The organism is Streptomyces sp. NBC_00212 (assembly GCF_045206365.1).
In the GTDB taxonomy this organism is placed as follows: Bacteria; Actinomycetota; Actinomycetes; order Streptomycetales; family Streptomycetaceae; genus Streptomyces.
This window is the reverse complement of the sequence record NZ_CP108115.1, coordinates 6,130,512-6,152,853: the sequence shown is the minus strand read 5'-3', so window position 1 is coordinate 6,152,853 and position 22,342 is coordinate 6,130,512. Positions and strand designations below refer to the sequence as shown.

22 protein-coding genes and 1 other RNA gene are annotated in these 22,342 nt (G+C 72.8%); 10 read left to right on the top strand and 13 right to left on the bottom strand.

Going from position 1 to position 22,342, the window contains the following annotated elements; genetic code table 11:
• Window positions 1–4 precede the first annotated feature (4 nt).
• Window positions 5–979 (top strand): iron uptake transporter permease EfeU, encoded by a 975-nt coding sequence (gene efeU / locus OHA17_RS28090; RefSeq protein WP_398871256.1) that lies wholly within the window; start codon window positions 5–7, stop codon window positions 977–979.
• Window positions 867–1,838, top strand: a complete 972-nt coding sequence (locus OHA17_RS28085) for a hypothetical protein (RefSeq protein ID WP_406510831.1) — start codon at window positions 867–869, stop codon at window positions 1,836–1,838. The genes efeU and OHA17_RS28085 overlap by 113 nt, the downstream gene beginning before the upstream one ends.
• 351 nt (window positions 1,839–2,189) lie before the next feature.
• On the opposite strand, the gene OHA17_RS28080 is transcribed toward OHA17_RS28085, so the two are convergent.
• Entirely contained in the window at window positions 2,190–2,927 is a 738-nt protein-coding gene (locus OHA17_RS28080; RefSeq protein WP_053723912.1) for a bifunctional DNA primase/polymerase, read from the bottom strand.
• Window positions 2,928–3,275: 348 nt separating this feature from the next.
• Here OHA17_RS28080 and ddaH point away from each other — a divergent pair, with 348 nt between their 5' ends.
• A complete protein-coding gene (gene ddaH, locus OHA17_RS28075; RefSeq protein ID WP_406508873.1) occupies window positions 3,276–4,118 on the top strand; it encodes a dimethylargininase in 843 nt (280 codons plus the stop codon).
• On the opposite strand, the gene OHA17_RS28070 is transcribed toward ddaH, so the two are convergent.
• Window positions 4,119–5,171 (bottom strand): small ribosomal subunit Rsm22 family protein, encoded by a 1,053-nt coding sequence (locus OHA17_RS28070; RefSeq protein WP_406508872.1) that lies wholly within the window; start codon window positions 5,169–5,171, stop codon window positions 4,119–4,121.
• 9 nt (window positions 5,172–5,180) lie between these two features.
• Window positions 5,181–6,509 (bottom strand): Bcr/CflA family multidrug efflux MFS transporter, encoded by a 1,329-nt coding sequence (locus tag OHA17_RS28065; RefSeq protein ID WP_406508871.1) that lies wholly within the window; start codon window positions 6,507–6,509, stop codon window positions 5,181–5,183.
• A 182-nt stretch (window positions 6,510–6,691) separates the two neighbouring features.
• Between OHA17_RS28065 and OHA17_RS28060 the strand changes: the two genes are divergently transcribed.
• Window positions 6,692–7,462, top strand: coding sequence for an SDR family oxidoreductase (locus OHA17_RS28060; protein WP_406508870.1), 771 nt, complete (start codon window positions 6,692–6,694; stop codon window positions 7,460–7,462).
• 111 nt (window positions 7,463–7,573) lie between these two features.
• The gene (locus OHA17_RS28055; protein WP_406508869.1) at window positions 7,574–8,464 is read left to right on the top strand and encodes a PhzF family phenazine biosynthesis protein; all 891 of its coding nucleotides are present in this window, start codon (window positions 7,574–7,576) and stop codon (window positions 8,462–8,464) included.
• An 18-nt stretch (window positions 8,465–8,482) separates the two neighbouring features.
• Here OHA17_RS28055 and OHA17_RS28050 read toward each other — a convergent pair whose 3' ends face one another.
• The 5 genes from OHA17_RS28050 to rnpB form a co-directional block, all read right to left on the bottom strand.
• On the bottom strand, window positions 8,483–8,806 hold the full coding sequence (locus OHA17_RS28050) for a nuclear transport factor 2 family protein (protein ID WP_406508868.1): 324 nt from the start codon (window positions 8,804–8,806) through the stop codon (window positions 8,483–8,485).
• Window positions 8,807–9,060: 254 nt separating this feature from the next.
• On the bottom strand, window positions 9,061–10,320 hold the full coding sequence (locus tag OHA17_RS28045; protein ID WP_406508867.1) for a sensor histidine kinase: 1,260 nt from the start codon (window positions 10,318–10,320) through the stop codon (window positions 9,061–9,063).
• Window positions 10,317–11,045, bottom strand: coding sequence for a hypothetical protein (locus tag OHA17_RS28040; protein ID WP_406508866.1), 729 nt, complete (start codon window positions 11,043–11,045; stop codon window positions 10,317–10,319). The genes OHA17_RS28045 and OHA17_RS28040 overlap by 4 nt, the downstream gene beginning before the upstream one ends.
• Window positions 11,038–11,232, bottom strand: a complete 195-nt coding sequence (locus OHA17_RS28035) for a hypothetical protein (protein ID WP_406508865.1) — start codon at window positions 11,230–11,232, stop codon at window positions 11,038–11,040. Before OHA17_RS28035 ends, OHA17_RS28040 begins: the two co-directional genes overlap by 8 nt.
• A gap of 368 nt (window positions 11,233–11,600) precedes the next feature.
• An RNA gene (rnpB, locus tag OHA17_RS28030) (RNase P RNA component class A) lies at window positions 11,601–12,005 on the bottom strand.
• 119 nt (window positions 12,006–12,124) lie between these two features.
• On the opposite strand from rnpB, the gene OHA17_RS28025 reads away from it, so the two are divergent.
• The gene (locus OHA17_RS28025; protein ID WP_406508864.1) at window positions 12,125–12,949 is read left to right on the top strand and encodes a MerR family transcriptional regulator; all 825 of its coding nucleotides are present in this window, start codon (window positions 12,125–12,127) and stop codon (window positions 12,947–12,949) included.
• A complete protein-coding gene (locus OHA17_RS28020) occupies window positions 12,946–13,548 on the top strand; it encodes a hypothetical protein (RefSeq protein WP_406508863.1) in 603 nt (200 codons plus the stop codon). Before OHA17_RS28025 ends, OHA17_RS28020 begins: the two co-directional genes overlap by 4 nt.
• 13 nt (window positions 13,549–13,561) lie before the next feature.
• On the opposite strand, the gene OHA17_RS28015 is transcribed toward OHA17_RS28020, so the two are convergent.
• On the bottom strand, window positions 13,562–15,004 hold the full coding sequence (locus tag OHA17_RS28015) for an RNB domain-containing ribonuclease (RefSeq protein WP_406508862.1): 1,443 nt from the start codon (window positions 15,002–15,004) through the stop codon (window positions 13,562–13,564).
• 155 nt (window positions 15,005–15,159) lie between these two features.
• On the opposite strand from OHA17_RS28015, the gene yaaA reads away from it, so the two are divergent.
• Together yaaA and eda are read left to right on the top strand one after the other, a co-directional pair.
• The gene (gene yaaA / locus OHA17_RS28010; protein WP_406508861.1) at window positions 15,160–15,960 is read left to right on the top strand and encodes a peroxide stress protein YaaA; all 801 of its coding nucleotides are present in this window, start codon (window positions 15,160–15,162) and stop codon (window positions 15,958–15,960) included.
• Between the two features lie 74 nt (window positions 15,961–16,034).
• A complete protein-coding gene (eda, locus tag OHA17_RS28005; RefSeq protein WP_406508860.1) occupies window positions 16,035–16,685 on the top strand; it encodes a bifunctional 4-hydroxy-2-oxoglutarate aldolase/2-dehydro-3-deoxy-phosphogluconate aldolase in 651 nt (216 codons plus the stop codon).
• Between the two features lie 274 nt (window positions 16,686–16,959).
• Here the strand turns inward: eda and OHA17_RS28000 are convergent, their stop codons facing one another.
• The 4 genes from OHA17_RS28000 to OHA17_RS27985 all read right to left on the bottom strand — a co-directional run bounded on the left by OHA17_RS28000 (window position 16,960) and on the right by OHA17_RS27985 (window position 20,982).
• On the bottom strand, window positions 16,960–18,240 hold the full coding sequence (locus OHA17_RS28000) for a bifunctional RNase H/acid phosphatase (RefSeq protein ID WP_406508859.1): 1,281 nt from the start codon (window positions 18,238–18,240) through the stop codon (window positions 16,960–16,962).
• Window positions 18,241–18,984, bottom strand: coding sequence for a zinc ribbon domain-containing protein (locus OHA17_RS27995; RefSeq protein WP_406510830.1), 744 nt, complete (start codon window positions 18,982–18,984; stop codon window positions 18,241–18,243).
• Window positions 18,981–19,829, bottom strand: coding sequence for a Nif3-like dinuclear metal center hexameric protein (locus OHA17_RS27990; RefSeq protein WP_406508858.1), 849 nt, complete (start codon window positions 19,827–19,829; stop codon window positions 18,981–18,983). Before OHA17_RS27990 ends, OHA17_RS27995 begins: the two co-directional genes overlap by 4 nt.
• A gap of 82 nt (window positions 19,830–19,911) precedes the next feature.
• Window positions 19,912–20,982 (bottom strand): ABC transporter substrate-binding protein, encoded by a 1,071-nt coding sequence (locus tag OHA17_RS27985; protein WP_406508857.1) that lies wholly within the window; start codon window positions 20,980–20,982, stop codon window positions 19,912–19,914.
• A gap of 214 nt (window positions 20,983–21,196) precedes the next feature.
• Between OHA17_RS27985 and OHA17_RS27980 the strand changes: the two genes are divergently transcribed.
• Window positions 21,197–22,330, top strand: coding sequence for a hypothetical protein (locus OHA17_RS27980; RefSeq protein ID WP_406508856.1), 1,134 nt, complete (start codon window positions 21,197–21,199; stop codon window positions 22,328–22,330).
• Window positions 22,331–22,342 lie beyond the last annotated feature (12 nt).

Genomic DNA, 22,342 nt, shown 5'->3' with positions numbered 1-22,342 from the left:
AGACATGTTCGCCAACTATCTGATCGGCCTGCGCGAGGGTCTCGAAGCGAGCCTGGTCGTGTGCATCCTGGTCGCGTACCTGGTGAAGACCGACCGCCGGGACGCCCTGAAGCCGGTGTGGATCGGTGTGGGCGTGGCCGTCGTCGTGGCGTTCGCGTTCGGCGCCGGGCTCGAATTCGGCTCCCAGGAGATGACGTTCAAGGCCCAGGAGGCGCTCGGCGGTTCGCTGTCGATCGTCGCCGTCGGCCTGGTCACCTGGATGGTGTTCTGGATGCGGCGCACCGCGCGGCACCTGAAGACCGAGCTCCACGGCAAGCTCGACTCGGCGCTGCGCATGGGCACCGGCGCGCTGGTCGCGACCGCGTTCCTCGCGGTCGGCCGGGAGGGCCTGGAGACCGCGCTGTTCGTGTGGACCTCGGTGCACGCCGCCGGTTCCGAGAACGGCACCTCCGAGCCCATGATCGGCGCCCTGCTCGGCCTGGCCACCGCGGTGTTCCTGGGCTGGCTGTTCTACCGCGGCGCCTTGAAGATCAACTTGGCGAAGTTCTTCACGTGGACCGGCGGCATGCTGGTGGTCGTCGCGGCGGGCGTCCTCGCGTACGGAGTGCACGACCTCCAGGAGGCGGACTTCCTGCCGGGCATCAACTCCCTTGCCTTCGACATCAGTTCGACGATCGAGCCGGACAGCTGGTACGGCACCCTGCTCAAGGGCGTCTTCAACTTCCAGCCCGATCCGACCGTCGTCCAGGTCGTGGTCTGGGCGCTGTACCTGATCCCCACGCTCGTGTTGTTCTTCGCCCCGGTAGGGTTCCGGAAGTCCGAGGGGACGACGAGGGTCGAGGGGCAGAAGGCGGTTCATGAGCAGGGTGAGTCGGCTGACGGCGGGGCTCGTGACGGCGACCGTACTGACGGTGACCGCGAGCGGCTGCGTGACGGTGCACGGGGAGCGGGAAGTCGTACCGTCGGCGACGAAGGCTGAGGCCGCCGAGGCGCTCACCGCGTTCACCGACGCCTACAACAAGGCGGACAAGGCGTACGACCCGGCCCTGGACGCGGGCCGGGTCACCGGCGCGTTCGGCGCCACCACGCAGGCGGGCTTCACGGCCGCACATGCGACGAACCCGGGCGGCAACGCCCGGCACTCGACGCTGACCCTGACGGACGCCAAGTACACCATCCCCAAACAGGCCGGCTGGCCGCGCTGGTTCGTCGCCGACACCGACTCCAACCGCGACCAGGACGACAAGGGCCCGAACGACACCCGCTGGCTGCTGCTCTTCATACGCAGCGGCCCCGAGCAGGTGTGGAAGCTCGCCTACCTCTCCATCCTGGGCGTCAAGGACGTCCCCGCCTTCAAGACGGACAAGGACGGCTGGGCCGAGCCGGTGAGCCCCGACGACCCCTCGCTCGCGGTCGCCCCCAAGGACCTGAGCGCGGACTACGCCTCCTACCTCCAGGACGGCAAACCGCCCGTGTTCGCGGACGGCGAGCACACCAGCGGCTGGCGCGACGCCCGCCAGAAGAACGCGGTACGGTCCGGCCGGATCAGCCAGTTCCTCGACCAGCCCCTGACCGAGGGCGACTTCGCCCCGCTGGGCCTGCGCACCACGGACAACCGCGCCCTGGTCTTCTTCGCGGCCCGCCACTTCGAGCGCCAGACCGCCGCGAAGGGCGTCCGCCTGGACATCTCCCCCGACGAGAAGGCCCTGCTGACCGGCCAGGTCACATCCTCCCTGACCAGGGAGTGGATCTCCAACGAACTGGCCCTGGTCCCGCCCCAGGGCAAGGTCCTGGTGGCGAACCGGGTGCAGGGGGTTGTGGCGATGAAGGGGGAGTAGCACTCCGCGAGGGGCGTATTGCGCAGTTCCCCGCGCCCCTAAACCCGATGTCCACTGCGGACCGTGCGTACTTGCTCGCGCAGTTCCCCGCGCCCCTGGCAGGGTGTGCTAGCGGGCTTCCCGGGGCTTCAGCCCCAGACCCCTGAGGTCCTTCAGCTGCGGACCGTGCGTGGCTGGTCGCGCAGTTCCCCGCGCCCCTAACAGCATGCCTTACGGCCATACCCAGCCCGTCCGGTGTTTGAGGACGAGCGCCCTTCAGGCGTGATACGGGGTCTGGGGCGGAGCCCCAGGAGACGGAGCTTCCCTTACTCACCCACCCCCGGCGGGTTTAGGGAAGGGGCGGGGCGGGGCCTACCGGCCCAGGGGCCAAGCTGCCGCGTGGGGGCCCGCATCCCCCGCGTACCGCGCACACGCGTCCGTCAGCGCCTCAAGCAACGTGAGCGGATCCACCAGCGCGTGCTCCGGCCCCCGGACCCACCCCACTTCAAGCTCCCCCGGCAGCCGCGCGGGCGGCACGAGGACGTAGCTCCCCCGGCAGTGCCACCGCAGCCCCGGATGCTCGTCCATCGTCTCGGGGTGGCAGTCGAGCTCGCAGGGCCACCACTCGTCCTCGTCCTCGGGCGTACCCCGGGTCGCGGTGAAGAAGAGCATCCGCCCGTGGTCGCCGTCTCCGGCGGCCTCGGCGACGGGCCCGACGTCGATCCCCTCGGACAGGAGCCGGGCGAGCGCCTCGCGCCCCGCTTCGAGCGGTACGTCGAGCACGTCGTGGACCATGCCGGTCGCGGTGATGAAGTTGGCCTCGGGCTGCCCGAGCGCCCAGCGCTCGATCTGCGCGCGGTCGGTGGTGGACTGCGTCTGCCAGGCGAAGGAGACGGGGTGGCGGGCGGGCGTGGGACACCCCATCCGCTCGCAGGAACACGAGTAGCCGACGGGGTACGCGGCGGGCGCCAGGGGCAGGTCGGCGGCGGCCACGGCCAGCAGCAGGCCGAGCCGGCCCTGGTCCGCGCCCGGAGCGTCCTTGGGCCGCCTGCGCAGCCAGCGGGACAGTTTGCTCTCCTCGCCGCGGGAACGGCCGAACTCAGCGCCCATCTATCCCCTCACCTCACCGTCGACCCCGAGGGACTTTCATCCACTAGGGACTCTTGTCCACGAGGAACATCGTCCCACCATCCTGCTCCCCGGGTGACCGCACCGGACATCCGGGGTGTGTGACATGACCCGCCCGTGACCATCGGACGACCTCCGCGTGAGCGGCGCGGGTCGATTCCGCGGCGGGTCCGGGGCGGAGCCCCAGGAGGCCGTCCAGGGGGTGGGCCAGGAGGTGGGCCAGGGGAAAAATACCCGGACGGTTCACTGCGCGGACGCCCGTCACGGCGGACCATGGGCTGCACGCGGCCGCGCACCCGTGCGGCCCAAGTCGCCCGTGAGGAGCCCTCATTGCCTCGTGAAGCCCGTGACCTCAGCACCCCGAGAACCGCCCGACCCCGGCGCTATCTGATGTGCCCACCGGCACACTTCAAGGTCACGTACTCCATCAACCCCTGGATGGACCCCGAGAAGCCGGTCGATCTGCCGCTGGCCCTGGCCCAGTGGGAGGACCTGCGCGACCGCTACCGCTCGCTCGGCCACACCGTCGAGCTGCTCGACCCCCGTCCCGAGCTGCCCGACATGGTCTTCGCCGCCAACGGGGCCACCGTGATCGACAACCGGGTGCTCGGCGCCCGCTTCGCGCATCCCGAGCGCGCGGCGGAGGCCGAGGTCCACCTCGACTGGTTCCGGGCGCACGGCTTCACCGCCGTCCACGAGCCCTCGCACATCAACGAGGGCGAGGGCGACTTCGCCGTCACCGACTCGTACCTGCTGGCCGGGCGCGGCTTCCGGTCCAGCCCGCTCTCGCACGACGAGGCCCAGGAGTTCTTCGGGCGCCCGGTCATCGGGCTGGATCTCGTCGACCCGCGCTACTACCACCTGGACACGGCCCTGTGCGTCCTGGACGACTCGGCCGACGAGATCATGTACTACCCGCCGGCCTTCTCGCCCGGCAGCCGGGCGGTGCTGTCCCGGCTGTTCCCGCACGCGCTGATCGCCGAGGAGCCGGACGCGGCAGCGCTCGGGCTCAACGCGGTGAGCGACGGACACCACGTCCTGCTCCCCCACGGTGCCATCGGCCTCTTCGACCCGCTGCGCGCCCGCGGGTACGAGCCGATCGGCATGGACCTGGGCGAGCTGCTCAAGGGCGGCGGCAGCGTGAAGTGCTGCACCCAGGAACTGCGTTCCTGACTAGGAGGGCGACTGAGTGGAGTGGGGCGGCCAGGGGTCGCCCCACTCGGCATCCCGGGCCGCCCGGTACAGCGCCCCGTGCCGCTTGCTGACCGTCTCGCGGCGCAGCTGCTCCTCGGCCGTGCACAGGTCGAGCAGCACCTGCCCCTTGCGGATCTGCGGCCGCCGGATGACCCGGGCCGGGGCGGGTTCCGGGGTGATGGGGGTCCCTCCCTGCTCCTTGAAAGCTTGGGGGAGCGTGGCGGCGACGTAGCTGAACTTCTCGTCCTCGTACGCCAGTGAGCCGCCCTTGACCTGGCGGTGCAGCGAGGAGCGGCTGACCCGGGCCGAGAAGTGGCACCAGTCGGTGCCGGGCTCGATGGGGCAGGCGGCGCTGTGCGGGCAGGGCGCGGCGACGCGCAGGCCCGCCGCGATGAGGCGGTCCCGCGCCTCGATGATGCGGGCGTAGCCGTCGGGGGTGCCGGGCTCGACGATGACGACGGCGCCGGTCGCCGCCGCGGCTGCCGCGTCGACCAGGGTGCGGCGGTCGTCGGGGGTGAGCTCGTTCAGGACGTACGAGACGGTGACGAGGTCACAGTTGCCCAGGGTGAGGGCCGAGCCGATGCGGGCGCGTTCCCAGCGGGCGGTGCGCAGGCCGGGCAGCCCGGAGGCCTCGGCGAGTTCGCGGCCGATGGCCAGCGCGGGTTCCGCCCAGTCCAGGACGGTGGTGGCGACGGGGGTGTCCGCGTCCTCCCAGGCCTCGGCGACCGCCCAGCTCGCGGCGCCGGTGCCGCCGCCGATGTCGGTGTGCGTGGCGGGGGTCCAGGGTCCGGTCGCGTCCCGGAACGCGTCGAGCGCGGAGCGCACCGCCTCGAAGGTGGCGGGCATCCGGTACGCGGCGTAGGCGGCGACGTCGGAGCGGTCGCGCAGCACCGGGGCGTGGGTGGGGACGACGCCGCGGTAGTGGCTGATCAGCCGGTCGACGGCGCCCGCGGTCTGCGAGGGAGGGAGGCCGTCGAGCAGTCCGGCGAGCGCCGAGCGCAGGGCGTCCGGGACGGGGAGGGAGTGGTTCACCGGGGGAGTCTACTTTTGCCGCGCCGGGTCTCCGGACGCCGCGGTGAGGGACTCGTTCTTGCGCTGCCAGGGCCGGCACAGGAGCAGGAAGCAGAGCAGCGCGGCGACGGCCGAGGCGAGCTGGACGACCGCCATGGGCACGGCCGTCGCCTCGCCCGCGATGCCGACCAGCGGCGATGCCACCGCGCCGACCAGGAACGAGGACGTGCCGAGCAGCGCGGAGGCGGAACCGGCCGCGTTGGGGGTGCGCATCAGGGCCTGGGCGTTGGTGTTCGGCAGGACGAGACCCATCGCCGACATGAGCACGAACAGACCGGCCGCGATCGGCGCGAGGCCCACCTCGCCGAACACGCCGGAGGTCATGAGGAGCAGCGCCGTCGCCGCCAGGGTGATGACGGCGAGCCCGAAGCCGAGCGCCTTGTCCAGGCTGACCCGGCCGATGAGCAGCTTGCCGTTGATCTGGCCGACGACGACCAGGCCGACCGAGTTCAGGCCGAACAGCAGGGAGAAGGTCTGCGGGGAGGCGTCGTAGATCTCCTGCACCACGAAGGGGGAGGCGGAGATGTAGGCGAACAGGGCGGCGAAGGCGAGGCCGCCCGCGAGCATGTAGCCGGTGAAGACCCGGTCCTTCAGCAGGCCGCCCATGGTGCGCAGGGCCTCTCCGACGCCGCCGGAGTGGCGCCGCTCCGCGGGCAGCGTCTCGTGCAGCCACTTCCACACGACGGCGGTGAGCAGCACGCCGATCACGGTCAGTACGGCGAAGACGCCGCGCCAGTCGGTGAGCCGCAGCACCTGTCCGCCGATCAGCGGGGCCACCACGGGGGCCACGCCGGAGATCAGCATCAGGGTGGAGAAGAAGCGGGCCATCTCGACACCGTCGTAGAGGTCGCGCACCACGGCGCGGGCGATCACGATGCCCGCGGCGCCGGCCAGGCCCTGCAACAGCCGGAAGCCGATGAGGAGTTCGACGTCGGGCGCGAAGGCGCAGACCGCGGTGGCCAGGACGTACACGACCATGCCGATGAGGAGCGGCCGGCGGCGTCCCCACTTGTCGCTCATCGGGCCGACGACGAGCTGGCCGAGCGCCATGCCGGCCAGGCACGCGGTGAGGGTGAGCTGGACGGTGGCGGCGGGTGAGCGCAGCGCGTCGGTGACCTCCGGCAGGGCCGGCAGGTACATGTCCATGGAGAGCGGCGGGAGCGCGGTGAGCCCGCCGAGCACCAGCGTGACCAGGAGACTCGTGCGGCGGACGGCCGCGCTCGCGACGGCACCGGGTGCCTTCGCGTCGGCCGTGGTCGATATGTGGCCCTGGGTGTCCTGGCCGCCGCTCTCCGGCATCGGTTTCTCTCCTGAAAGTTGAATCGAATAACCATGTTCTCAGCCGGACCCGGATGACGGGACCACCCGGGAGGCACGGGAAAGGAGGAACGGGTCACACGGCTCCCTCATGAGTGGCAGGCACCTCCCACATCGCGGACGAGCCGTCTCACGCACGGGCCGCTCCCGTACGCTCCGGGCTCATGGACATCACCTCGCAAAAGCCCCGGAAGTCTGCCGTCGTGACCGGTGCCGGGTCCGGCATCGGCCGTTCCGTGGCCCTCGCGCTGGCCGGCGCGGGCTGGTCGGTGGCCCTGGCCGGGCGCCGTACCGAGGCCCTGGAGGAGACCGCGGCCCTGGCCGGCCAGGGCGCCGACGTGCTCTGCGTCCGTACGGATGTGACCTCGCCGGACGAGGTCGGCGCGCTGTTCGCCGCGACCGGGGCCGCGTACGGGCGGGTGGACCTGCTGTTCAACAACGCGGGCACGTTCGGGCCCGGCGGCGTGCCGGTCGAGGACCTGTCGTACGAGGCGTGGCGCTCGGTGGTCGACGTGAACCTGAACGGCGCGTTCCTGTGCGCGCAGGCGGCGTACCGGGCGATGAAGGAGCAGGATCCGCAGGGCGGGCGGATCATCAACAACGGCTCGATCTCGGCGCACGCCCCGCGGCCGGACTCGGTGGCGTACACGGCGACGAAGCACGCGATGACGGGGCTCACCAAGTCGCTGTCCCTGGACGGGCGCCGGTACCGGATCGCGGTGGGGCAGATCGACATCGGCAACGCGGCGACCGAGATGACGCAGCGCATGCGGACCGGGATCCCGCAGGCCAACGGGGAGTTGGCGGTGGAGCCGGTGATGGACGCGCGGGACGTGGCGCAGACGGTCCTGCACATGGCGGAGCTGCCGCTGGAGGCGAACATGCAGTTCGCCACGGTGCTGGCCACGGCGATGCCGTACATCGGCCGGGGCTGAGCCCGCCGCGCCCACATCGGCCGGGCTGAACCGACCTCGCCCACATCGGCCGGGGCCGAGCCGTTCCCGGGTGGCCGGAATAGGCGGTCCGGTACGGCAGTTGAGGCGATCATGACGAACGATGCGCAGTCCTACGCTCAGCCCGAGATCCTCCGCTACACCGCCTTCTGCGCCGACCCCGCCGGGGGCAATCCGGCCGGGGTCGTCCTGGACGCCTCGGGGCTCGACGACGCCGGGATGCTGGCGATCGCCGCCGAGCTCGGCTACAGCGAGTCGGCGTTCCTGACGGCGCCGCCGGAGGGGCTCGGGGAGCCGGGGCGGGCGTTCACGCTGCGGTTCTTCAGCCCGAAGGCCGAGGTGCCGTTCTGCGGGCACGCCACCGTGGCGACGGCGATCGCGCTCGGCGAGCGGATCGGCACCGGGGAGCTGGTGTTCGCGACCCCCGCCGGTACGGTTCCGGTGACCGTCGCCGAGGACGCGGCGACCGGCGGCCTGCGCGCCACCCTGACCAGCGTCGAGCCGCACTCCGAGGCCGTCGACGAGAAGGATCTCGCCGAGGCGCTGGCCGCCCTCGACTGGCCGGCCGAGGACCTCGACGCCGCGATCGTGCCCCGGATCGCCTTCGCCGGAGCCCGCCACCTCGTCCTGGGCGCGGCCACCCGCGAGCGCCTCGCGGACCTCTCCTACGACTTCGACCGGCTGACCGCGCTGATGCACCGCCTCGACCTCACCACCGTCCAACTGGTCTGGCGCGCATCGGAGTCGGTCTTCCACGTCCGCGACCCGTTCCCGGTCGGCGGGGTCGTCGAGGACCCGGCGACGGGCGCGGCGGCGGCCGCGTTCGGGGCGTACGCGCGTGAACTCGGCCTGGTCGCCGAGGAGTCGGAGCTGACGCTCCATCAGGGCGAGGACCTCGGGCGCCCCGGCGTGCTCACCGTGACGCTGCGCGCGGGCGACGCCCGGGTGCGGGTGAGCGGCGCGGGCGCCCGCATCCCGGCGTGACGCGGCGGCCGGGCGGGCTCAGGCCTGCCCGGTCTCGAAGCGGCTGACCTTGCCGCCGTCGACGGTGAAGCGCCAGGCGGTGCGCATCTCGCCCCAGGTGTCGTTGCGGTAGTTGGCGGCCAGGCCGAGCCCGTCGTGCGTCTGGTTCTCGATGTCCATGTGACCGCCGGAGGAGAAGACCTCGCGCTCGGTCCAGTCGGCGATGTCGCGGTCCGCACCGTCGTCGGACATGGTGGCCCCGGGCGTCAGGGCAGCGGCGAAGGCCTGGCGGTCACCGGAGTTGAGCGCGCCGACGAAGGCACGGACGGCCGGTTCGGTCAGCTTGTCGAGGGCGATGGTCACGGTCTTCTCTCCCGGTCGGTACGGAACGATTCACCCCCCAGGACACCCCACCTCGCCCCGGTGCGCCATCGGTACGCCGCCGGATGGCACGGTGGGCGGGTGTTCATCTGCGGGCCGGTGGGGGCCGGTCGCGCAGTTCCCCGCGCCCCTGTAGGGGACCCAGCACCGCCGGTCGCGGCCACGCGGCGGAGCCGCACCATGTCACAGCCCCGCGCCCCTGTAGGGCACCCAGTCTGTAGGGGACCCCAGCGCGCCTACGCCGCCGGCAGGCGCAGGGTGGTCACCGCCCCGCCCGTCGCGGCGTTGGTGAAACGCAGGTCGATGTCGAGGACCTCCGCCTGGCCGGCCGCGATGGTGAGGCCCAGGCCGTGGCCCCTTCCTCGGCCGGGGTCGCCGGTGCGGAAGCGCTGGGGGCCTCGGTCGATCAGCTCCGCGGGGTAGCCGGGGCCGTGGTCGCGGATCTCGACGACCGGGCCGTTCACCGTGAGGGTCACCGGCGGCGCCCCGTGCCGGTGGGCGTTGACGACGAGGTTGGCGATGATCCGGTCGAGCCGGCGCCGGTCGGTGCGTACGGTCGCATCGCGTACGACGTGGACGTCGCAGTCCAGCGCCGTGGCGCGGGCCGCGCGTTCCACCAGCGGGCCCAACTCGTGCTCGGCCAGCTCGGGTTGCTCGGCACCCGCGTCGAGCCGGGAGATCTCCAGGAGGTCCTCGGTGAGGGTGTGCAGCGCCTTGAGCCGGTCGTTGATCATCTCTTTGGGGCGGCCCTCGGGCAGCAGCCCGGCGGCGGCCAGCATCCCGGTGAGCGGGGTGCGCAGCTCGTGGGCGACGTCGGCGGTGAAGCGCTTCTCCGACTCCAGGCGGCGCTGCAACGACGCGGCCATCGAGTCCAGGGCGACGGCGACCGCCGTCACCGCGTCGCGTTCGGCGGCCTTGCCCCCGGGCGGGATGCCGGTGCGCACATCGAGGTCGCCCTCGGTGATCCGGCGCGCGACGGTGGCCGTGTGACGCAGCCGCCGGCTGATCCGCCCGGCGAAATAGGTCCCGGCCAGCGTGACGCTGCCCGCCGCGAGCAGCGCGGAGCCGAGGATCGCGGTGTCCATCTGGCGCAGGTGGTCACGGGTGCTCGCGTACGGGATGGACACCGCGAGGACGTGCCCGCCGGCCGGAGCCGCCGCCCACATGACCGCCTTGCCGTCCTGCTCGCCGACCATCAGCCCGCGTCCGCCGCCTATCGCCAACTTCCGTAGCGCGCCCGGGAGTTCGACCGGGTCGAGGATGGCGCCGTGCCCGTCGGTGGTCTCGGTGCCGTACGCGTACTCCTTGAGCGCGGCGTCCAGGGCCTGCCGCGCCTCCTTGCGGACCTCGTCCACCCGCTGCCGGGTCAGCACGTTGTGCACGAGCACGCCTAGGATCGCGGCGACCGCGCAGGCCACCCCGGCCACGGTGAGCACGATCTTCCAGCGCAGGCCGTACGTCCAGCCCGGCCGCAGCCGCTCCTGCCAGGCCGTCACGAGGGGCCGCCGGGTGTGGGCGAGGGCGTGACGCAGGGGAGGCCGGACGTCTGCTTGAGGGCGCGGCAGGTGTCGAGCTTGAGCTCGATGAGGGCCATCATCCGGCCGTCCCAGCCGTAGTGCGAGACGTACACGAACCGGTCGTTGGAGGTGGGTTCGCGGATGGCGAGGTGCCCGGCGGCGAGCTCGACGCCTTCGAGGACCGCGCGCCGTGAGAAGACGCGGGTGACGGCGCCGTCCACCACGTGGTAGACCCGCATCTCGCTCGCCCGCCCGTCGATGTCGACGGCGGTGATCAGCTCTGCCCGCCCGTCGCCGGTCAGGTCCCGCAGCACCGGCTCGCGCACCCCGCAGTCGGCTGCCCGGACGCAGCCCGCGACGCGCTCGGCGGCCCGGCGGTCCACGAGTCGGCCGGTGCCCTGGTCCTCGCGTTCGGTGGCGGTGAGGTCGGCCTTGACGACGGCGAGCGGGTCGGCGTCCCGCATGTCGCCGGAGGTCACCTTCGGCACGCCGGGCACGGCGAAGGGCCGGCCGCGCTGCTGTTCGGGGCCGGGCGGGGAGGGCCGGGCCTGCGGCCACAGCGGTTCCGGCGGAGCCACGCTCGCCGCCGCCCCGTCGCGGTGCAGCCCCTCCATGTCCGCGCAGCCCGTCAGTACGGCGACGAGGCAGCCGGCCAGGAGGAGCCACCGCGCGGGGCGGTGGTCGGGGCCGGCGCGCTCAGCCAAGCTGCCCGAGCATGCCGGTGACGGAGTTGAGCGCGTTGTGCAGCGAGGGGGCGACCGCCGTATCGGCGAGATAGAACCCGAACCCGGCGCAGATGAGCGCGTGGGAGATCTTGGTGCCGCCTTTGCGGCAGAGGAAGAAGGCGCTCGCCGCGAGCGCCAGCATCACGGGAAAGTGGAAGGAAGGCACGGCGTTTCTCCTCGTGTCCCCGAGTCGAACTGTGCGGCACCCCCGCCGCTTCGAACGGCGCGCGGGCTTCCGGTCGGTACCGCAGATCACGCTACGACGGCGATACGCGTTCCGCCACACGGAGGATGAGCGAGGGATTACGTGGGGTGATGGGGGCAGGTGGGACGGGTGCGACGCCGTGCGGTTTCCGGGCGGAAGGCCTGCGCCCCGGCGGCAGCGGAAGACACGCCGGGCCACCGGCAAGCGGAAGGCGCGAGTCACCGGTGGGCAGGGGATGCCGCCATTCCAGGCCCGGTGGGAGAGGCGCAAGGCGCGAGTCACGGCGGGCGGGAGATGCCGCCGATCCAAACCCGGTGGGAGAGGTGGGGCAGACGAGTCGGGCATGTACGCCGGGTTCTGTACCCCGGGACCTCGCGGTCGTCGGGGCGACGGCCATCCATCTAGGACCGGCGTTGCCGCCGGCCTCGTGCGGTCTACCCGCGGACTCGGGCAGGCTGCCCTCGATCGTCCGCGCAGAGCCGCGTTTTACGGCGGCCCCTCTTGACCTTGCTCCGGGTGGGGTTTACCTAGCCGCCTGAGTCACCTCAGGCGCTGGTGGTCTCTTACACCACCGTTTCACCCTTACCTGGGACCGAAATCCCCGGCGGTCTGTTCTCTGTGGCACTGTCCCGCGGGTCACCCCGGGTGGCCGTTAGCCACCACCCTGCCTTGTGGAGCCCGGACGTTCCTCGGGAAGATCCAGAAGATCTCCACGCGGCCGCCCGCCCGGCTCGTCTGCCGTGCCGACCATGCTACCCGGCGCGGAGCGACGGAGCGGCCGCCGCCCCCGCGCCAAGTGATCGAGGACGACCGGGCTTGACCCTGCCGCAGCGTCAACGTTTCTACTGGAGCCATGCGGATCTCGGAGATCGCCGCGCTGGTAGGGGTGACCACGCGGGCGGTCAGGCATTACCACCACCTCGGCCTGCTGCCGGAACCGGCCCGGCTTGCCAACGGCTACCGGCAGTACTCGGTGCGGGACGCCGTCGCGCTCGCCCGCATCCGGCGGCTGACCGAGCTCGGCCTCGGCCTCGACGAGGTGCGGGACGTGATCGCCGACGACGCGGGGCACGAACTGGTCGACGTACTGGGCGAGTTGGACGCCGACCTGGCCCGCCAGGAGGCGGAGATCCGGGGCCGTCGGGCCCGCCTCGCCACGCTGCTCGCCCGCGCCAGGGAGGGCCGCCTGACGACCGAGGACGAGCTCTCCCCCGAACTGGCCGATTTCTTCGCGGAGTTGGGCACCCGGGAGACCACTTCGCCGATGGCCGCCAAGGACCGCGAGCTGCTCGCCCTCATGGAGACCGCCGCGGACCCCGAGGAGCGGGACCGGCTGATGGCCGCCGTACGGTCCACGGCCGCCGCGCCGGGCGCCGCCGAGCGGGCACACGAGGTGTACGCGCTGCTCGACGCGCTGGCGGACGCGGACCTCGCGGACCCCCGGGTGGACGCGGCGGCGCGGGCACTCGCCGACCTGCTCCCGCCCGAGCTGACGGCGCAGATCGCGGCGACCACGGCCCCGGCCGACCAGACCTTCCTCAAGGCCTTCCTCGCCGACTTCGCCCCCGCCCAGGCGGAGGCGGTGCGCCGAGCGATGCTGCTGGTTTCGAAGAAATCGAAGGTATCGAAGAAAGCGGAGAAGGCGAAGAAGGTGGAGAAGAGCGGGGCGGCGGAATGACGCGCGATTTCCTCCCGGGCTCGGTCCGCCGACTTGCCGCGCACGAGGCGCGGGTCCTGAGGAGCTTCGTCCTGTGGATCGTCCGGCGACGGCATCAAGTGGGGCCGGGTGACCGGGCGTTCGGATACGCGAGCCCGCAGGCGGCGACGGTGTACGGGCTGGCCTTCGTGTGCGTCGTCGAAACGATCGCGGTGTCGTTCATGGTCCGCGACTGGCCGGCCGTGCACGCGGTCCTTCTGTTCCTGGACGTGTACACGGTCGTCCAGGTCCTCGGCATACAGGTCGCGGCCGTGACCCGGCCGCACGTCCTGACCCCGGACGCCCTGCGCATGCGCGCGGGAGCCCGGGTGGACCTGGTCATCCCACTGTCCCAAATAGCCTGTATCCGCAGGGAGTTGAAGTTCCAGGGCGCGGGCGGGACGGTGCCCGACGACGTCCTGGAACTGTCCGTCGGCTCGCAGACCTCTCTGACGGTGGAGCTGACCGAGCCGATCACCCACGTACAACTCCTGGGAAGGCGCCGCGAGGTGACGGTCGTACGGTTCCACGCGGACGAGTCGGGGGAACTGGCGAAAGCGCTGACGGCAGCGGTCGCTTAGGAACTGTCGGCCCTCACGCGGGGGCGAACAGGACCTTGGCGCTGCCGGGGTCGGCCTGGGTCAGGCGGACCCTCAGGCGCTCGCCCAGCGGGAGCGGCTTGTCGCCGCCCTCGATGCGGGCCACCACCGCCGGGTCGGTCAAGTGGACGGTGCCGACGGCCGGTTGCTGTTCCTTCACGTCGACGACCGTCGCGTCGAACACCTCGCCCACCCGGTCCTTGAGCAGGGCCGCCTCGACGATGTCCACGCACTCGCGTTCCACGGTGTTGGCCCGGCTGGTGCCCTGCGCCATCTCCTTGGGGAGCTCTTCGAGCGCGGCGGTCACCCAGTCGGGCGGGTCCTGGCCCGCCACCGCGGCGAGGCAGAGCTCACCGGCGTACCGGTCGACGAGGCGGCGCAGCGGGGCCGTGCAGTGGGTGTACGGGGCGGCCACCGCGGCGTGGACGGCGAGCTCGGGCGCGGCGTGGCCGGTGAACGCCGTGTACCCGGCGCCGCGCAGCAGCGTCGTGCACTCCTGGAGGAAGGCGGCGTGGTTCGGCTGGCGCGGGTCGAGGGAGCGGACGACGGCGGCGTACGGGACGTGGTGCGGCCAGTCGATGTGCAGCGCCGTCGCCGAGCGGCGCAGCCGCGCGACCGCGCCGTCCGGGGCGCTGGGCAGGGTGCGCAGGATTCCGGTGCCGTACGCCAGCATGAGCTGGGCGCCCGCGATGCCGGTGAGCAGGGAGATCTGGGCGTTCCAGCCGTCGGCGGGCAGCGGGGCGCGGTAGGTGAGGTCGTAGCGGTGGTCGTGCTCGACGATCTCCTGCTCGGGGACGTTGAGCGAGATGCCGCCGCGGGCGACTTCCTGCTGCTCACGCAGGGTGCCGATGTCGCGGAGCAGGGCGAGGGAGGCGGGGGCGGTGCCGGTGTCGATCTGCTTCTGGACGCCCTCGTAGTCGAGTTTGGCGCGGCTGCGGACCAGCGCGCGGCGTACGTCGGTGGCGGTGGTCGCGCCGTCCGCGTCCAGGTCGATCCGCCAGAGCAGAGCCGGGCGGGTCTGGTCGGGGAGCAGGCTCGCGGCGCCCTCGGAGAGGAGGACGGGGTGCAGCGGGGTCTTCTCGTCCGGGAAGTAGAGGGTGGTCACGCGGCGGTGCGCCTCGGCGTCCAGGGCGCCACCCGGGGTGACGAACGCGGCGACGTCGGCGATCGCGTAGTGCACCCGGTACCCGCCGCCCGGCCTGCGCTCCAGGTGCATGGCCTGGTCGAGGTCGGTGGAGGTGGGCGGGTCGATGGTGAAGAACTCGATGCCTGTCGCGTCGTGGGCGGGCAGGCGCGGGTCTCGTGCGGCGCGCTCCGCCTCGGCGACGACGTCGGCGGGAAAGTCCGCGGGGACGTCGAGCGTCGTACGCAGTGCGGTGAGCGCGGCACGCAGCGGGGCCTCTGCTGCGCCGGTCACGTGGAGGCGGCGGCGGGGCATGTCTTGAGCGTAGGGGCGGGCGGGGGGTGAGGCACGTTTTGCCCTGCCGGGCCGCTCCGGGCACGAAACAGCCGGGCCGGGCGGTACCCGGCCACCCCGTACCCTGGCGCGAGGGGCCGCACCCCCTCCCCGTACGTACAAGAAGGAGAATCGCCGTGCTGGTGCTGTTGCCGCCCTCCGAAGGAAAGGCCGCTTCGGGGCGCGGGGTGCCCCTGAAGGCGGAGTCGCTGTCCCTGCCGGGGCTGGCCCGGGCCCGCGCGACGGTCCTCGACGAGCTGGTCGAGCTGTGCGTCGGTGACGAGGGCAAGGCCCGCGAGGTGCTCGGGCTCAGCGAGGGCCTGCGCGGCGAGGTCGCCAAGAACGTCGAGCTGCGCACCGCGGGCACCCGCCCGGCCGGGGAGATCTACACCGGCGTCCTGTACGACGCCCTCGGCCTCGCCACCCTCGACGCCGCCGCCAAGCGCCGCGCGGGGAAGGCGCTGCTCGTCTTCTCGGGGCTGTGGGGCGCGGTCCACACCGGTGACCGGATTCCCTCCTACCGCTGCTCGATGGGCGTGAAGCTGCCGGGTCTGGGCGCGCTCGGGGCGTACTGGCGGACCGTGATGGACCCGGTCATGACCGAGGCCGCGGGCGAGGGCCTGGTCCTGGACCTGCGCTCCTCCGCGTACGCCGCCGCCTGGAAGCCGAAGGGCGCCGTCGCGGGCCGCACGGCCACCGTGCGGGTGCTGCACTCCCAGCTGGTCGACGGCGTGGAGAAGCGCTCGGTCGTCAGCCACTTCAACAAGGCGACGAAGGGCCGGCTCGTCCGCGACCTCCTCACCGCCGGGGCCGCCCCCGCCGACCCCGCCGAGCTCGTGACGGCACTGCGCGACCTCGGTTACGTGGTCGAGGGTGGGTCCCCCGCCAAGGCGGGCCGCGCCTGGGCCCTGGACGTGGTCGTGACGCAGATTCACTAGCCCGCAGCCGCGTCCAGTTGCAGCATGCGCAACGGGCGTTGCACTGTCCACACGCCCCCGGCAGGATGGGGCGCATGACGTCCTCCGCCATGCCCTTCCCCGCCACTGCCTCCGTCCTGGATCTCGCCCCCGTCGTCCCCGTCGTGGTGATCGACGACGCCGGCGACGCGGTGCCGCTCGCGCGGGCGCTGGTGGCGGGCGGGCTCCCGGCGATCGAGGTGACCCTGCGCACGCCGGCCGCCCTGGACGCGATCCGGGCGATCTCGGCCGAGGTGCCGGACGCGGTGGTCGGGGCGGGCACCGTGATATCGCCGGGCGGCGTCCGCGACGCGGTGGACGCCGGGGCCCGCTTCCTGGTGAGCCCGGGCTGGACCCAGGACCTCCTGGACGCGATGAAGACGTCCGGCCTGCCGTTCCTGCCCGGGGTCGCGACGGCGTCGGAGGTCGTGGCGCTGCTCGAACAGGGCGTGACGGAGATGAAGTTCTTCCCGGCCGAGGCGGCGGGCGGCACGGCCTACCTCAAGTCCCTCGCGGCCCCGCTCCCCCGCGCCCGCTTCTGCCCGACCGGCGGCATCTCCCTGGCCTCGGCCCCCGACTACCTGGCCCTGCCGAACGTGGGCTGCGTCGGCGGCACGTGGATGCTTCCGCCGGACGCGATGACGGCCCGCGACTGGCCCCGGGTCGAGACCCTGGCCCGCGAGGCGGCAGCACTGCGAGTCCGCTGACGTCTCCGGGGGTGGCCGGTTTCCTGGGGCTCCGCCCCAGACCCCGTTCGCGCCTTAAGGGCGCTCGTCCTCAAACGCCGGACGGGCTGAGGATGCCCGTGCAGACCAGCACCGACCCTGCTAGGGGCGCGGGGAACTGCGCGACCAGCCACGACGGCCCGCAGCCAAAAACGAGGTCAGGGGCGCGAGGCAGTGACATTGTGCGGCTCCGCCGCGCGGGCGCAAAAAGCCCCAGCGGGCCCGCACCCAAACAACCCGCACCCCCAGCGGAGCGCTACCGCAGGTGCCCCGTGTCGTTCAGCAGCCGCACCGACGCATTGCCGTCCGCGTAGTACGCCACCGCCGACAGCGAGGCCGCCGAGAGTTCCATCCGGAACAGGGACTCCGGCGGCGCCCCCAGGGCCAGCCTCACCAGGGTCTTGATCGGGGTCACATGGGTCACCGCGAGCACCGTGCGCCGGGGGTACGCGGCGATCAGCCGGTCCCGGGCCGCCGAGACGCGTCGCGACACCGTGGCGAAGCTCTCGCCGCCGCCCGTCGGGGCCGCCTTCGCGGAGCCGAGCCAGGCATCGAGGTCGTCCGGGTACCGCTCGCGGACCTCCCCGAAGGTCAGCCCCTCCCACGCCCCGAAGTCCGTTTCGCGCAGGCCCTCTTCGATGTGGACGTCGAGTCCGAGCCGGGCCGCCACGGCCGCCGCGGTCTCGCGGCACCGCCGCAGCGGGGACGACACGATCGCCTGGATGGTGCCGCGCTCGGCGAGCGCGGCGGCGACCCGCTCGGCCTGGCCGCGCCCGACGGCCGACAGCTCGGGGTCGGATCCGCCGCTCCCGGAGAACCGCTTCGAGGGCGTCAGCGCCGTCTCACCGTGCCGGAGCAGTACGAACGTGGCGGGAGCGCCCAGATCGGCGGACGCCCCCCAGCCGACGGTCGGCGCCGTCTCAACGGGCTTGTCCGGTACGGAAGTTGAGGGAGAGACCCCGGCGGTGGCGGGAACCCCCGCCGAAGCCGACGCACCCGCGAGCGCCGCCCGCGCCCTGGCCGCGCCCGCCGCCGCGTCGCCGACCACCCGGGCCGCGCTCGCGTCGGCGGAGGCGGAGAGGTCGGCCGTGGACGCCGACGGCGACCACTGCTTGCCCCGCTTGCCCGCGTCCATCGCCTCGTTGGCGAGCCGGTCGGCGTGCTTGTTCCGCTCGCGCGGGATCCACTCGTACGACACCTGCGAGGACGGCAGGATGCGGCCGGCCTCGGCCGCGAGCGGCTTCATGTCCGGGTGCTTGATCTTCCAGCGGCCCGACATCTGCTCGACGACGAGCTTGGAGTCCATGCGGACCCGCACCCGCGCCGCCGGGTCGAGCTCCCGTGCGGCGCGCAGCCCCGCGATGAGCCCCTTGTACTCGGCGACGTTGTTCGTGGCGACGCCGATGAACTCGGCGGCCTCCGCGAGCGTCTCGCCGGTCGCCGGGTCAAGGACGACCGCGCCGTAGCCGGCGGGACCCGGGTTGCCCCGGGAGCCGCCGTCGGCCTCGACGACGAACTGCCGTACCGCGTCAGGCACTTACAGACCCGATTCCGAGGTGCGCACCAGGATGCGGCGGCAGTTCTCGCAGCGCAGGACCGTGTCGGGGGCGGCCGCCTTGACCTCGTTGACCTCGGTGATGTTGAGCTCCAGGCGGCAGCCCTCGCAGCGGCGCTGGTAGAGGCGGGCAGCGCCGACACCGCCCTGCTGCTCGCGGAGCTTGTCGTACAGCTTGAGCAGGTCGGCCGGTACGGAACCGGCGACGATCTCGCGCTCCTTGGTCACCGAGGCGGCCTCGGCGTCGAGCTCGGCGAGCGCGGCATCGCGACGGGCGGTCGCGTCGTCGGTCTTGGCCTGCACGGAGGAGACCCGCCCGGTCAGCTCGGCGGCGCGCTCCTGGGCGGACTCGCGGCGCTCCATGACTTCGAGGACGACGTCCTCCAGGTCGCCCTGGCGCTTGGCGAGCGAGGTGATCTCGCGCTGGAGGCTCTCCAGGTCCTTCGGCGAGGAGACGGCGCCCGAGTCGAGGCGCTGCTGGTCGCGGGCGGCGCGCTGGCGCACCTGGTCCACGTCCTGCTCGGCCTTGGTCTGCTCGCGGGCGGTGTCGCTCTCCTCGGTCTGCGAGGCGACGAGGAGGTCACGCAGCTGCGTGAGGTCCTTGTTCAGCGATTCGATCTCGGCGTGCTCGGGCAGCGACTTCCGCTTGTGGGCGAGCTGCGACAGGCGGACATCCAGCGCCTGTACGTCGAGGAGGCGGATCTGGTCGGCGGGCGCGGCGTTCAGTTGGGGGCTCCATCAATAGAAGGGGAGGTGTGGTGGGCGGACCACGGGTCGGTGACCGTCTTCGAGACGTGGACCCTCAGGTCCCAGCCGTGGCGGTCGGAAATCTCGCCGAGCTGGGCGGCGGCCTGCTCGCACCAGGGCCACTCGGTGGCCCAGTGCGCGGCGTCGACCAGGCCCAGCGGTGAGTGCTGGGTGGCCTCGGAGACCGGGTGGTGGCGCAGGTCCGCGGTGAGGAAGGCGTCGGCCCCCGAGGCGCGTACGGCGTCGAAGAGGCTGTCGCCGGAGCCGCCGCTGACGGCGACCGTACGCACCGTCGCTTCGAGGTCGCCCGCGACGCGGATGCCCTGCGAGGTGGCGGGCAGCCGGGCGGCGGCGCGGGCGGCGAACTCGCCGAGCGTCATCGGGGGGTCGAGCTCGCAGATGCGGCCGAGGCCGCGGCGGCCCGACGGGTCGCTCGCGTCGGGCACGAGGGGCCGTACGACCCGCAGGTCGAGCGCGCCCGCGAGGGCGTCGCTCACGCCCGGGTCGGCGGTGTCGGCGTTGGTGTGCGCGACGTGCAGGGCGATGTCGTGCTTGATCAGGGTGTGCACCACGCGGCCCTTGAAGTGACCGGCGGCGACCGTGGTGGTGCCGCGCAGATAGAGCGGGTGGTGGGTGACGACCAGGTCGGCGCCCAGCTTGAGGGCCTCGTCGACGACGTCCTGGACGGGGTCGACGGCGAACAGGACCCGGCTGACCTCGGCGTCCGGGTCGCCGCAGACGGTGCCGACGGCGTCCCACCCCTCGGCCCGCTCGGGCGGCCAGAGGGCGTCGAGCGCGGCGATGACTTCAGACAGACGGGGCACGGAGACAGGTTACCTGCGCTCCGCACCCCGCAGGTCGGCCGCGGGCGCACCCCCTGAGTTCTCGCCGGTCGGCCGCCGGGGGCTACTTCTTGACGAGGAAGCCGCGCAGGTCGTCCAGGACGGAGTCGGCGGCGGTGACGCCGAGGCCGAGGTACCAGGTCTCGTCCCTGACGTCCTTGGCCTGCCCGGCCTTGACGGCCTTCAGGTTCTTCCACAGCGGGTTCGACTCGGCGCTGTCCCGCTTGGACTTCTTCGGGTCGCCGTAGACGCCCGTGAAGATCCAGTCGGCGTCGGCCTGGTCGACGGTCTCCGGGCCGACCTCGGTCGCCAGGTCTACGGCCTGCTGGTTCTTGGGGCGGGGGATGCCCGCGTCGTCCAGGATCGTGCCGATGAAGGAGGCCTTCGCGTACAGGCGCACCTTGCCCGGCATGTAGCGGAGCATCGTGACGGTCGGCTTGCTGGCGCCGAGGTCGGCCCCGAGCCGCTCGGCCTTCGTCTCGTACGCGGCGAGCTTCGCCTTGGCCTCGGCGGTCTTGTCCAGCGCGGCGGCGTTGAGCAGGTAGTTCTGCTTCCACGGGAAGCCGGGGCGGATCGAGAAGACCGTCGGGGCGATCTTGGAGAGTTCCTTGTACTTGTCGGCGGCGCGCAGCTGGCTGCCCAGGATGAGGTCCGGCTTCAGGGCGGCGATCGCCTCCAGGTTGAGGCTGTTGATCGTGCCGACGTTCTTCGGGTCGCCCGCGCCCTTCTTCAGGTAGCTGGGGATGCCCTCGTCGCCCTCGGTGGGGGCGTAGCCGACCGGCTGGACGCCGAGCGAAACAACGTTGTCGAACTCGCCGACGTCCAGGACGACGACGCGCTGGGGCCGGGCCTTGATCTCGGTGGCGCCCATGGCGTGGTTGACGGTGCGCGGGAAGTGGCCGGGCGCCGCGTCCGTGCCCATCCTGGCCGTCTTGTCGGCGGCCGCCGCGAAGTCCTTGCCGCCCTGCGCGACGGACTTCTTGCCGCCCGCGTCCGCCTTGCCCGAGGCCGACGCGGAGGCTTTGTCCCCGCCGTCGCCGCCGTCGCCGCCGTCGCCGCCCGAGCAGGCCGCGAGGGAGAGTCCGGCGGCCACGGCGAGGGCTACGGCGGCGGTGCCGCGGCGGCGTAGGGACATCACAGGCTCCTGTACGGCGGGGGATCGCCGACCGAAAGCATCCGGCCAGCGTGGCTTAGGTTCGCCTAACCTTACATAAACCGTTCCTGCACATCCGTCTCCCCCTCCACAGGCGAATCGCCCGACAGCCACCCTTTGGTGTGAAGCGAGTGGTCTCGCGTTGTTCGGCAGGAAGTGCGAAAACTAGCTTCGGGGGCCGGAGGTGAGCCATCTGATGACGGCTTTGGCCATCGAGACCGCTGCCGAGGGCGGCGCGGTCAGGAGTACGGGATTCGCGATCACCGCGAACGGTTCGTACGCCGCGAGGCTGGTGCGCGACGAGGGGGCGGGGGCGGCCTGGTTCCCCGAGCGCTGGACGCTCGACGGCCCCGAGCCGTACGCGGTGCCGCTGCCCGGCAACCAGCCGGAGGAGCCCGACGCCGGGGTGCTGCCCATGGCGGACGGCCGGGTGCTCATCCACCGCAGGATCGCCGACCGGCACGCCTTCGCACTGCTCTACCCCACCGGGCCCGCGACCGGCGAGCTGCCGCTGGGCGCGGTCCACGCCGGGGCGGGCGAGCTCACGCTGCTCCCGCCGTCCCCGGACGGCAGTTGCGCCTACGCGCTCGCGGCGGGCCCGGACGGCACGGCGCTGTGGCTGGTGGCGGGCGGCGCGTTCGGCCCCGAGCTGGTCGCGCGGATCAAGGGGCGCTGCTCGGGCGGGGCGTGGCTGGACCGGACAGGCCGGATGCTCTCCCTGGACCGCGAACTGGACGGCCGCACCAAGGCCGTCGCCGTCGACCTGGAGCGCGGCGGCGAGGTCACCGAGCTGCTCCAGATCACCGAGGACAGCAACGACCGGCTGCTGCTCGCCGACGCCGACAGCGGGCTCCTCCTGATCCGCTCGGACGCCCCGGGCCACGACCGGCTCGGCTGGGGCGTGCTCGGCTCCGCCCTCCCGGTCCGCTTTCCCGAATGCCTGCGCCTGGCGGACGCGGCGGTCACACCGTTCGCCATACAGCCGGGCCAGGTCCTCACCCCGGAGTCCTGCGCGGTGGCCCTGCGCATCGACGCGGCGGGCGGCACCTGGGTCGGCATCTGGCGCCCGGCGGGCCGCCGCCTTCATCAACTGGCAGCGCCACAAGGGTGGTTGGCGGGAGCCGGGCTATGGACGCCGGAGGGGGTCCTGCGGCTTCCGTACGTCACGGACGCGACCCCGTGCGCACTGCTCGACCTGCCCGCGCCACCGGACCCGGCACCCGCCCCGCCCGCCCCGCCACCGGCCCCCGCCAAGCCCGCCGCGGCCAAGCCCGTACCGCTCGGGCAGGCACCGCTGACCGGGCGTCGGCCGCTGTCGGGAGATCGTTAGAATCGGCGCCCT